General features: G+C 77.3%; 9 protein-coding genes. 3 read left to right on the forward strand and 6 right to left on the reverse strand.

What is annotated here, in order from left to right; genetic code table 11:
* The 5 genes from ACWEO5_RS35780 to ACWEO5_RS35800 all read right to left on the reverse strand — a co-directional run.
* Positions 1-1,907: serine/threonine-protein kinase (locus tag ACWEO5_RS35780; RefSeq protein WP_452166278.1), on the reverse strand; the 1,907-nt coding region annotated here is incomplete at its 3' end.
* 30 nt (positions 1,908-1,937) lie between these two features.
* Positions 1,938-2,543 (reverse strand): FHA domain-containing protein, encoded by a 606-nt coding sequence (locus ACWEO5_RS35785; RefSeq protein ID WP_452166279.1) that lies wholly within the window; start codon positions 2,541-2,543, stop codon positions 1,938-1,940.
* A complete protein-coding gene (locus ACWEO5_RS35790; RefSeq protein WP_452166286.1) occupies positions 2,531-3,196 on the reverse strand; it encodes a 4Fe-4S cluster-binding domain-containing protein in 666 nt (221 codons plus the stop codon). The genes ACWEO5_RS35785 and ACWEO5_RS35790 overlap by 13 nt, the downstream gene beginning before the upstream one ends.
* A complete protein-coding gene (locus tag ACWEO5_RS35795; protein WP_452166280.1) occupies positions 3,193-5,292 on the reverse strand; it encodes an AAA family ATPase in 2,100 nt (699 codons plus the stop codon). Before ACWEO5_RS35795 ends, ACWEO5_RS35790 begins: the two co-directional genes overlap by 4 nt.
* Positions 5,282-6,592 carry a hypothetical protein gene (locus tag ACWEO5_RS35800; protein WP_452166281.1) on the reverse strand — a complete coding sequence of 437 codons (1,311 nt, stop codon included), beginning with the start codon at positions 6,590-6,592 and terminating at the stop codon, positions 5,282-5,284. The genes ACWEO5_RS35795 and ACWEO5_RS35800 overlap by 11 nt, the downstream gene beginning before the upstream one ends.
* A 162-nt stretch (positions 6,593-6,754) precedes the next feature.
* Here ACWEO5_RS35800 and ACWEO5_RS35805 point away from each other — a divergent pair, with 162 nt between their 5' ends.
* The 3 genes from ACWEO5_RS35805 (at position 6,755) to ACWEO5_RS35815 (ending at position 10,390) form a co-directional block, all read left to right on the forward strand.
* Entirely contained in the window at positions 6,755-7,468 is a 714-nt protein-coding gene (locus ACWEO5_RS35805) for a hypothetical protein (protein WP_452166282.1), read from the forward strand.
* Between the two features lie 4 nt (positions 7,469-7,472).
* Positions 7,473-8,144, forward strand: a complete 672-nt coding sequence (locus tag ACWEO5_RS35810; protein WP_452166283.1) for an RES family NAD+ phosphorylase — start codon at positions 7,473-7,475, stop codon at positions 8,142-8,144.
* Positions 8,145-8,392: 248 nt separating this feature from the next.
* Positions 8,393-10,390, forward strand: coding sequence for an NUDIX domain-containing protein (locus ACWEO5_RS35815; RefSeq protein WP_452166284.1), 1,998 nt, complete (start codon positions 8,393-8,395; stop codon positions 10,388-10,390).
* A 157-nt stretch (positions 10,391-10,547) separates the two neighbouring features.
* On the opposite strand, the gene ACWEO5_RS35820 is transcribed toward ACWEO5_RS35815, so the two are convergent.
* Complete coding sequence (locus tag ACWEO5_RS35820; RefSeq protein ID WP_452166285.1) at positions 10,548-11,654, reverse strand: DUF6777 domain-containing protein; 1,107 nt, start codon at positions 11,652-11,654, stop codon at positions 10,548-10,550.
* Between the last annotated feature and the right edge of the window lie 38 nt (positions 11,655-11,692).

Raw genomic sequence — 11,692 nt, forward strand, 5'->3', positions numbered from 1 at the left:
CCGCGCTGCCGGGCGGCGTGGACGCTCAGCAGGTCGGCGGCGACCAGGGCGGCACGGCCCCGGACGGTGCCGGGGTCGGCGGTGAGCGCGGCCCGGCGCAGTGCGGGCCAGCGGCGGCGGAAGGTGTCGCGGTCGGCGCGCCGGAGCAGGTCGGCGGCCGGGCGGACGGCGTCGGCGGTGGCGGCCGCGGCGAGGTGGGCGGGGCCGGGCAGGGCGGCGAGGGCGGCGGGCAGTGGGGTGATCTTGCGGATGGTGGCGGCGCGGGCCTCCGGGCGGGCGGTGAGCAGCACGGCGAGCCGCAGCGCGCGGTCCCGGTCGGCGGCGCTGAACGGCCGTCCGGCCTCGGCGGCCAGCCGGCCCGCTTCGTCGACCGCGGCGGGCAGGCCGTCGAACGCCTGGAGCCGGACGCAGCGGTCCGGGGGGCAGTGGCGGTGGGCGCAGTGGAAGCGGGCGGCGTGGTTGGGGACGGCGTGCTGGATGAGTTCGCGGACCAGGGCCGAGGCGTTCTCCTCGACGGCCAGGGCGGCCAGCCCCTCGGCGTCGACCGGTCGGCCGCGGTAGTGCGGGCGGACGTGCGGGGCGTAGGCGACGCCGAGGGCGAGCAGGGCGAGCGAAGCGGTGCGGTCCCGGTCGACCGGGCCAGCGGTGGTCACGGCGCGCAGCAGGTGCAGGTCGACGGCGTTGTCGCCGATCTCGTCCAGCCAGTCGGCGAGCCGGGCGGCGCCGGCGAAGCCCAGCCAGCTGGTGGCCTCGGCGGAGCGGGCCATCATGGCTTCGACGAGTTCGGCGGGGCTGCGGTAGTCCTCGCCGCGGAAGTTGACCGGCCGGTGCGCGGGGTTCGCCGGGCCGGTGGCGGGCCGGACCACCCGGGGGCTGCCGCCGTTCAGCCACTCCCGGACCTGCGCGGCCCGCCAGCGGTCGGCGGGTTCCCGGGTGAGCAGGCCGGAGAGCAGCAGCAACTGCCGGGGGTCGGTGATGCCGGAGAGTTCCACCACGGCGTCCAGCACCAGGCGTTCGCGCTGCGCGTTCTCGCTGACCCGGCCGCCGCCGGTGCGCTCGTAGAGGCTCCGGCCGGCGTACATCTCGTACAGGATGACGCCGAGCGCCCACCAGGGGCCGGCCGCGTCGTTGCGGCCGGCGAGCTGTTCGGGCGCCATGTAGGCGGGGGTGACCTGGAGTTCGGTGGGGAAGGTCTGGCTGGCCGTCTGCTTGCGCACCCCGCCGAAGTCGGCGACCACGAACTCGGGGCGGCCGCCCGGGTCGCGGACCAGCACGTTGGCGGGTTTGAAGTCGACGGGGGTGCGCTCGATGACCAGCTGCCAGAAGTCCAGCAGGTCGGTGAGGCCCTCGACCACCCGGCGCGCCTGCGCCGCCCGGACCGTGCCGCCGCCGGCGGGGCGCAGGGCGGCGAGGTGGTCGGCGAGGGTGGTCGGCAGGTACTCCATCACCAGGAAGGCGCGCACGTCGCCGGCGTGCACCACCTCGCCGTGCTCGACGATCTCGGGGACGCACCGGCGGAACTCCGCGGCGCTCAGGTGTTCCAGCAGCTCCTGGTCGGCGGGGGCGCCGGCCCAGCCGACCTTGACCGCGACCTCCCCGCCGCCGTCGGTGCGCTCGGCCCGCCACACGGTGCCCTCGCTCCCGGCTCCGGCGTGGGCGAGCGGCCGGTAGCGGTCGGTCAGCTGCTCGGGGAAGTCGCCCGTGCGCGGGCCGGGGACGCTACCGGCCCGCTGCACCCGGGTGGCGTCGCCGCCGTCGGCGTCCTGCTCGCGGGCGGGTCGGCTGCCCTGCCGACGGGTCGGCGGGCTGCCGGGCCGGCCGGCGTCCTGCTTGCGGGTGGGCGGGCTGCCCGGGGTGCCGCCCTGCTTGCGGGTGGGCGGGCCGGACGGCTCGGGTGTGGCGGCCATCGCGCGGTGTGGTCCTTCTCGCCGGCCCGCTCAGCGCGGGGATCCGAATTCGTCGATCTCGATCAGCTGGACGTCGATGTCCAGGGCGAACCGCAGCCGGCAGCCGGGTCCGACCGGGGTGGGGGCCTCGACGGGGCGGCCGTCCAGGAAGGTGCCGTTGGTGGAGGCGAGGTCCTCGACGTGCAGCACGCCGTCGATCCAGCGCAGCCGGGCGTGGTGCCGGGACAGCTGGTCGAGCGCGGCGAGGCCGGGGACGGCGGCGCAGTCCGGGTCGTCGCGGCCGACGGCCAGGGTGCGGCCGGGGTGCAGCGGCAGCATCACCCCGGCGAGCACCAGGGCGAGCCGGGGCGGTGCGGCGGGCTGCGCCACCACCTTGCGGGTCGGCGCGCTCTCCGTCGGCGTCGCTGCTCCCGTCCCCGCCGCTCCGGTCCCTGCCGCTCCCCTCTCCACCGTTCCCGTCCCCGCCGGCTCCTCTGCCGCCGGTCCCTCTGCCGCCGGTTCCGCCGCGACGGCCGCCGCGGGGCGCGGCTGGTACGCCTCCAGGGGCTCGAACACGTGGTTCGGGCAGTAGCCGGGCTCGTCGTGCTCGGGGCAGTCGTCCTCGCCGACCGGGCAGCGGTACCTCAGGGCCGCCATGTGGTCTCCCGTACCGTCACGCCGCGCTCGCGCAGCTCCCGTTCGATCCGCCCGAGGTCGCCGGGGCGGGGCACGCCGATGATCCGCAGTTCGCCGTCGGTGACCCGGACCTGGAGGTCGGGCCGGTCGGTGCGGCGTTCCAGGTGCGGGGCGTAGCGGCGTTCGCCGAGCGCGCTGAGCGGGACGATCCGCTGGTTGGCGGAGCCGCGCCAGACCAGGTCGGTGGGCTGTCCGGCCAGGTAGCGGCCGGTGATCACGGCATCGGCGCGGGCCAGTGCGGCGGCGGTCGCGGGGTCGGCCGTGGCGTCGGCGAGTTCCCAGCCGGTGTACACCAGCAGGTCGGCCTCGACGCCGGCGCTCCGCCGCTCGCGGTCCGCGGCGGCGAGCAGTTCGGCGAGGGCGGCGGGCTGCTCCAGCGGTTCGCCGCCGCTGACGGTCAGTCCGTCGGCGCCGTCTGCGAGGGCCTGCCGCCACAGCTCGGCGAACCGGTCGGCCGTCAGCTCCCGGCCGCCGGCGGGGTCCCAGGTGTGCCGGGACATGCAGCCGGGGCAGGCCAGGGCGCAGCCCTGGAACCAGACGCCGAGCCGCCGGCCGGGGCCGAGCGCGGTGACCGGGGCGGAGACCTGGCTCACCCGGGCGGGGACCCGGTTCACCCGGGCCAACGGGTCACCTCGACGGTGTAGCCGTCGGCGTCGCCGTCGCCCTCGACGGCGGTCACCTCGATCCGCTCGCCGCGCCGCGGCGGGTTGCGGAACAGCTCCCGGGACAGCGGGTTGACCAGCGCGGACTCGACGGCGGTGAGGACACCGCGGCCGCCGTGGTCGAGCCGGACCCCGGCCTCCACCCGCAGCACCTCCCAGGCGTCCTCGCCGACCTCCAGCGTGGCGCCGTGCACCTCCAGGACCCGGCCGGCCACCGCCGCGATCGCCTTGTCGAGGATCCGCGGCACCCACTTCTCCTGCATGAAGTCCATCGGGATGAAGTTGTCGCCGAAGCGGTTGCGCAGCTCGGGCCGCTTGATGTGGTCGTTGAAGAACAAGTCGAAGGCCTCCCGCAGGGCGAGGCGCACCGCGGTCGGGTCGTCGTGCCGGCTGAGCCGACGGGTGGCACCGGGCCGGCGCTCCGGCCGGTCGCCGCCGTCCGTCCGGGAGCCGTCCGCCGACGGGCCGTCCGCCCGGGAGCCGTCCGCCCGGGAGCCGTCCGCCGGGGGACGGTCCGCCGGTGCGCTCCCGACGTGCTGCGCGGAGGCGGCGGCGCCGAGGTTGGAGGTGAAGATCAGCACGCACTCGGTGAAGTAGACGGTGGCGCCGCGGCCGTCGGTGAGCCGGCCGTCCTCCAGGATCTGCAGGAACAGGTCGAACAGCCGCGGGTTGGCCTTGTCGATCTCGTCGAACAGCAGCACGCTCATCGGGTTGGCCCGGACGGCGTTGGTGAGTTCGCCGCCCGCGTCGTGGCCGACGTAACCGGGCGGGGCGCCGATCAGGCGGTCGCGGGCGTGCTCCTCGGCGAACTCGCTCATGTCGAAGCGGATCGGCCGGGCGTCCTTGCCGAGGATCATCTCGGCGATGCCCTTGGCGAGTTCGGTCTTGCCGACGCCGGTCGGGCCGGACAGGAACAGCGTGCCGCGCGGCCGGTTCGGCGAACTGGAGGACTGCGCGCCGCTCAGGCCGGACGCGGAGCGCATGAAGATCTCCAGGGTGCGGCGCACCGCGTGCGGCTGGCCGATCACCCGGGCGTTCAGGAACTCCTCGCCGTCCCGGATGCGCTCGCGCAGCGCCTCGGTGGCCCACGGGTTGTCGGTGACGCCGACCCGGTAGAGCCGGGCGGCCTCCTCCAGGCGGTGGGCCGGCAGGCCGCGGTCCACCGCCATCCGGCCGATCGCCATCACCTCGGAACTGCCCATGCCGTGCGAGGAGTCGGCGAGCGCCCGGGCGGCGGTCTCCCGGGCGGCGGCGTCCGGCCGGTCCGCGGCGTCCTGCCGGGCGGCCACCGCGTCGACCACGTGCCGGGCGGCGGCCAGCCGCTGGTCGTACGGCGGTGCGGGAACGCTGACCACCCGGACGGCGCGGCTGCCGACCGGGAACTCCATCGGCAGTTCCTCCTGCCGCTCGACCACCCAGAACACCGTGTTGTAGACGCCGTTGGCGTCGCCGCGGCGCACCGGCCGGGCGGTGTGGCCGAGTTCCTCCACCGCGGCGAACAGCCGGGCGACCTCCCCGGCGGCCGGGGCGCGGGCCGAGCCGAGCCGGGCCGCGTACGGGACCAGCAGGCCGACCGGCGGGCCGGGGTGGCGGACGGCGGCCACCATGACGTCCCGCAGCCGGTCGGTCAGCGCGGGCTCCTCGTCCTCCTCGCCGGCCTCCTTGGCGCGCGCGGCGCGGGCGTCGGCGGCCACCAACTCGCGGATCACCGGCGGCATCTCGTCCGGGGCGCCGGCCAGCAGCCGGACCGCGATGTGGTCGGTGACCTGGTCGACGACGGCCAGCGCGCCGTAGCCGCGGGCCCGGCAGACCGCGTCGACCACCGCGGCCAGGTCGAACGGCGCCAGCCGGGGGCTGCGGCAGTGCGGCAGGTCGCTGGGCAGCAGGTACTGGTCGCGGACGTTGCCGGTGAACAGGATCTGCGGGTGCACGGCGAGGGCGAGTTCGAGCTCGCGGACCCAGCTCGGCAGGGCCGCGCGGCGCCGCCCGGCCTCGTCCGCGTCGTCCGCCCCGGCCGCCTTGCCCACGTCGACGGGGTCAGCGCTCACGGTGCTGCTCCTGCCGGTACGGGGTCGCGGTCCCGGTCCCGGTCGCGCTGCGGCGCTTGGCGGGTTCGGGCTTCTGCGCGGCCGGCGCGGTCCTGGTGCGCGGCCAGGCCTCCGCGGGCAGTTGCGGGGCGGCCATCAGGCCGGGCAGCATCGCGTGCCGGCGCTCCAGGTCCACGCCGTGTTCGCGGGCGCTGCTCTCGATGGCCGGCAACTGGGCTTCGCAGAACCAGCGCTGGACCTCCTCGTCGCGCCGTCCGTCCTCGCCGGAGCCCGGTCCGCGCACCACGGCGGTGCTCACCGCGGCCGTCTCCCGGGAGAGCACCACCCGCAGGCCGTAGCCCTCGGCCGGGCCGCCGCCGTCGGGCGCGTCGAACGGCACCACGGCCGCGCCGTCCTCGGCGAGCAGGTCGGCGAAGTCCTCGCCGACCCGGTAGTCCCGTTCGCGCAGCGCCGCCGCCAGCGCCTCGGCGACCCGGGCCCGGTTGCGGGCGGCGTCGGCCGCGGCGACCGCCCGGGCGACCTGGACCCGCAGCGTCTCCGGGTCCTCGGCGGCGGCGAGTGCGGCGATCAGCCGGGCCCGCTCGGCGGGTTCCGCGTCTTGCGCCAACTGGAGGAGTCCGGCGCGCAGTTCGGCCCGCTGCTCGGCGGTCCGGCGGCGTGCCACCGACTGCTGCACGCCGTCCGCCAGGTCGGCCTGCGCGGCGCGCACCGACTGGGCGCTCGGCGCGGTGTCCAACGCGCGGCGCAGCAGGGCGAGTTCCGGCAGGTCGGCGGGGTCGCAGCGGACCACCTCGCGGGCCAGCAGCGCCTGCGCCCCGGCCACCGCCCGGGCCCGGACGTCCGCCAGGTGCTCCTCGGCGGCCGCGCGGGCCGCGACGGCCTGCTCGGCGGGCGTCCCGCCGCGGGGGCGGGGTGCGGCCGGACGGGCGGGCGCGGTGGCGGCCTCGGCCACCAGCGCCGTCCACGCCCGGTCGACGGCCCGCGCCAACTCGCCTTCGGCCCGGGCGTTCTGCTGTTCGGCGCGCCGCACCGCCGCGGCCAGCTCGGCGGAGTCCGCGTCGGCCGCCGCCGTCACCGTGGCGACCTGCACCTCGGCGATCCGGTGGGTGCGCCGCAGGTGGCCGGCCTCGCCGCGCAACTCGGCTGCCTGTTCGCCCAGTTCGTCCAGTCGGGTGCGCAGCTGGGCCCGCCGCAGGTTCTCCGCGCGCTGCGCCTGCTCGGCGAGCTGCGCGCGCAGCAGGCGCTGCCGCTCGGCCTCCCGGTCCTGATACGTCCACCCGTACGCCGCGGAACTGCTCACCGTCCCCCTTCCGGACCCGTGGCACCGGCGGCACGAGGTGACTTCCCGTCACCCCCGGTGCGCTGGGCGGTCGTTCGCTTCCCCCGCGTCCGGGAGAACGCTACACCGCAGCGGCCCAGGCGATACATTGTCCGGGACGGTCCACGCGAAGGGGGTGCACGGGTGCTGGTCCAGCTGCTCCGCGCGCTGCGCGAGGACTGGGAGGCGGTGTGGGCGCTGCTGGACGCCGACGCGCGCCACCGACTGGCCGCGCTGCTGGCGGATCCGGGCGACGACCCGGTGCGCGCCGCCCGGAGCGTCCAGCGCCTGCTGAAGCGCGCCCTGCCCGCCGGGCACCCGCTGCGGGGCGCGTCCGGCGAGAGCGACTCGGCGCGCTACGCGGAGGGCGGCGAGGACACCCCGGAGGCGCTGCGCGCGGCCCTGGCGGGCCTCGGCCGGCCGGTGGTCATCGTGACGTCCGAGCAGGGCTCGGTGGCCGGTGCGGTGCCGGCCCGGCCGGGCACCCCGGCCGCCGCGCGGGCCACCGACCCCGGTCCGCCCCTGGACTCCGACGAACGGCTGCTGCGGGCGAGTTGGACGGAGGCCCAGTGCCGCTCGGCGGGTGCCGATCCGTCCGGGCGGGACCTGATCCGCCTGACGGTTCGCCAGGGCGGCGTCGTGATCCCGTCGTTCCAGTTCGACCGGTACACCGGCGATCCGCTCCCGGCGGTGCTGGCGGTCAACCGCCTGCTGGACGCGGACGAGGACCCGTGGGGCGTCGCCGACTGGTGGCTGGGCAGGAACGCCTGGCTGGCCGGGGTGCCGGCCGAACTGCTGGGCACCGGACGGGAGTCCGACCTGCTGCCCGCCGCCCGTGCCGAACTCGCGGACTGGTGACCGGATGCCCGACGTGATGGTCCCCGGCCCGACGGTGCGCGCCACGCCGCACCGCGAACTGCTGCCCGCCGGAACGGCGTTGTGGCGGCTGCACTCGGCCGCCTACCCGCCCGCCGCCTTCAACCCGCGCCCCGCGGACATGCACTGGGGCGGCGGCCGGTTCTGCTCGTTCACCGGTGACGGAACCGAACTGCCGTACCTGTACGCCGGGTTCACCGAGCGCACCGCGCTGCTGGAGACGCTGGTCCGGGGCATCGAGTTCGACGACACGGGCTGGCGGCGGATCGTCCGCAAGGCGGTGGCGGGCAAGGTGCTGTCCCGGCTGGAGACCACCTGCGACATTCCGCTGGTGGGCCTGCGCACGCCGGAGCAGTTGGCGGCCGTTCACCAGGACGAGTGGCTGGTGCACGCCCCGGCCGCCGACTACGGGCACACCCGGCGCTGGGCGGCCTGGATCCGCGCGCAGGCGCCGTGGGCGCAGGGGCTGGCCTGGATGTCCAAGCGGGACACCACCGCCGCGGCCTGCGTGCTCTACGAGCGGCCCGGGTCGGCGGCGCTGGTGAAGCCGTCCGGCACGGAGCCGGTGGAGCTGGACACCGCGGCCGGCGCCGAACTGCTGAACCGACTGCTGGCGCCCTGCCGGGTGCGGATCGAGCCCCCGCGCCACCGCCCCTGAGGACCGGTGCCGCCGGCGGCACCGGGTCGGGGCCCCGACCCGTCGTCCTCGTCCCGGCCCCGTGCCCGGACACCGCGGGAACGGCCCCCGTCCGGCCCCCGTCCGGCACTCGTCCGGCCCCCGTCCGGCCCCCGTCCGGCCCCCGTCCGGCCCCCGGGCACCACCGACTGACCAGCTCGAAACGCCGGGACCTGCCGCCGTCCGCCCCGCCGGCGGACTCGTCCCACGAGACCGGAACGGAGCCCCGATTGCCTGCCACCCCTGCGGAGATCGCCGCCGCCACCCGCGGCTACCTCCAGCGCCACCCCGCCGAACGGGACCGGCTCCGGCCGCTGCTGGAGCCGTCCGCCACCGGGTCCGACCCGACCGACCCCGCCACGCCGCCCGCGCGCGTCACCTGCAGCGGCGTCGTCGTCGACCGCGACCTGCGCGTCCTGCACGTCCGCCACCGGGCCGCCGGGCCGGTGCCGGGCCCGGGCGGCCCGGGCGGCCCGGGCGGCCCGGGCGAACCCGTCGGCGGGGGCCTGCTGGCGACCGCGATCCGCGGGGTCACCGAGGAGACCGGGATCCCCGCCGGAGCGCTCCGGCTGGTGCCGCACCTGCTCGACACCCCCGTCGACATCGACGTCGACATCGACGTCAACGAGACCGACCCGGACCCGGCCGAGGGCGAAGTCGCCCACCGGCACTACGACTTCCGCTTCGTCTTCCAGCTCGCCGACCGCGAACCGCCGCAACCGCCGCAACCGCTCCTGCCGGCGGCGGAGGCCGCCGGGGCCGGGTGGCGCCCGCTCGCCGAGGTCTCCTCCCCCGGGCTGCGCGCCAAGCTCCGCGGCGCGGACCTGACCGGCCGGCCCGAGTCCGTGAACGCCTCCGCCGTCATCCACAACGGCCGCGGTGAGTACCTCCTCCACCTGCGCGACAACGTCCCCGGCATCTGGGCGCCGGGCGAGTGGAGCCTGCTGGGTGGCGGCCGCGAACCGCAGGACGCCACCATCGAGGCGACGCTGCGGCGCGAACTCGCCGAGGAAGTACCCGGGTTGGCGCTGAGCGCGGTCGAGCCGCTGACCGTCGAATGGACGACCGACCGCCACGGCCTGGCCGTCCCGATCCGGATCTTCACCGCCCGCTGGGACGGCCACCCCGACCGGGCCGACCTCCGCGAGGGCGTCCTGGTGCACTGGTTCCGCCCCGAGGAGCTGCACCGCCTCCACCTGCGCGACTCCACCCGCCGCCTCCTCCAGGAGCACGCCGCCGCCCTGGCCGCCACCCGACCGTCCGCACCCCGGCCCGACTCCCGGCCGCCGGGCGACCCGCTGTTCGACCCGCTGGACCGGGCCCGGGCGGACGGCATCGAGCGCACCTCCACCAGCGTCCTGCTCACCGACCCGGACGGCCGGGTCCTGCTGCTGCGCCGCGCGCCCGGCACCCTGCAGGCCGGGCTGTGGGAGCTGCCCGGCGGCGGCACCGAACCGGGCGAGGACCTCGTCACGGCCGGGCTGCGCGAACTGGACGAGGAGGCCGGTCTCACCGGCGTCCGGGTCACCGCCCACCTCGGACACCGGGACTATCCCAACTCCCGCGGCAACCGCACCCGCGCGTACGTGATCGCCGCCCACCTCGGCCGCTCCCGGGAGGTGCGGCTGTCGCCCGAGCACGACACCCACCGCTGGGCCCCGCCCGCCGACCTGCCGGAGCCGGTCGCCGCCCACGAAGCGGACCTGATCCGCCGCCACACCGCGCCGCCGCCCGCCCTGCCCGGCCACCTGCCGCTGCCCGCCTACCTCCCCACCATCCCCGCCGCCCCGATGTGGGGCAGCGTCTTCTTCACCACCGAGGACGGCAAGGCCGTGCTGCTGCGCGCCACCGACCCGGCCAAGGGCCTCCAATGGGCGGGCGGTGACGTCGAGTTCACCGACCCCAGCCCCCTGCACACCGCGGTGCGCGAGTGCTTCGAGGAGACCGGCATCCTGCTGGAACCCGACCCGGAGCGGCTGCCGCTGCTGGCCACCGTGTTCGAACAGCCCCGGAACGGCTGGCCCGCCAAGGTCGGATTCGCCTTCCACGGCGGCCAGTTGTCCGCCGGACAGCTGGCCGCGATCCGCCTCGACCCGGCCGAGCACACCGAGGTCGTCCTGCTGACCCGCGCCGAACTGACCGCCCGGAGCGACCCCCGCCGCGCACAGCTCACCCTCGCCGTCCTGGACGCGGCCCGCACCGGCGTACCGGCCTACCTCGTCCGCTGAACCCGCTCATCCCGCTCATCCCGCTGAGCCCGCGCCGCGGTGTCGCGTTCCGGCACCGCGGGGAGCACCCCGGCCGCCCCGCCGGGCGCAGTCGCCGTTGCCCGGCACGGCCGCGGTCGGCCCGACCGGCCCGGCCAGCCCAACCGGCAGGCGGCCGTCACGGCGTGCCCGAGCCCGCCGCCTTCGACCCGCCCGCCGAGGGCGCGGACACACCGGGGACGCCGGCCGAACTCGCGGGCCCCGACGAGCCTCCGGGCCCAGCACCGGAGCCCGAGCCGCCGGGCGAGGCCGGCCCGGACGAGCCGGAGTGGCCGGGCGAGCCCGAACCGCCGGAGGACGGGACCGACGACGCCCCGGACGACGGGGCCGAGGAGCCGCCGGACGGCGTGCCCGTCCCGGAGTGGCTGCCGGACGGGCCCGAACCGGACGCACTGGGCGAGGCCGAGCCGTCGGTTCCGCCCGTTCCGCCCACGGGGCGCTCGAACTGGCCGCCCGTCGCCTGGTCCACCAGCACGATCCGGTTCACCGGCGCCGCCGCGGGCTGCACCGTCACCACCCCGTCCGGGCGGAACGCGGACCAGGCCGTCCCGGTGTACGTGCCGCCGGTGCCGCTCGGCGGCGTCAGCGGGTTGCCGCAGGCGCAGCGCACCCGCGGCACGCCCTGGCTGTCGACCAGCACGGCCGTCCCGGACTGCAGGACGGCCTGGTAGGGGGTGGCCTGCCCGTTCTGGTAGCCGTGGTTGGTGACCCGGGTGTCCTGGCGCAGCACCACGGGCGTCAGGCCGTTCAGGTATCCGTTGATCTGCGAGCCGTCGATGCCCTCGACCCCGGCCCAGGCGCGGGCCTTGTCGGTGTTGGCGGCGAGGTAGGAGGAGAGCTTGGGAACGTCGCAACTGGCCGTTTCGCGGGTCCCGCCGTACAGGCCGGGCTGCCCGCCGTTCACGGTGCCGCCGGACGCGCTCGGGCTTCCGGCGCCGGAGGGGGCCGAGGCACTGCCGGAGGCCGCCGACCCGCCGGCCGGGGTGGAGCCGCCGGGCGAGGTCGAGGCTGGCGTGCCGCCGTTGGCGACCGAGTCGGTGAAGGGCTCCTGTCCGGTCGCGGACACCGGCTGCATCTCGACGGCCTGCGCGCTGCCGCCACCGCCCGAACCCCCGGTGGCGACCACGCCCAGTGCGATGCCGAGCCCGGCGACGAGGACCGCCCCGGCCAGCACCGGCCCCTTCCGCCACCACGGCCGCCCGCCGCCCCCGCCGGACGACCCCATGGGTCTGGCCCTTGTACAGCCGGAACGGCGTGTTGGAG

This window comes from Kitasatospora sp. NPDC004272, assembly GCF_053603035.1.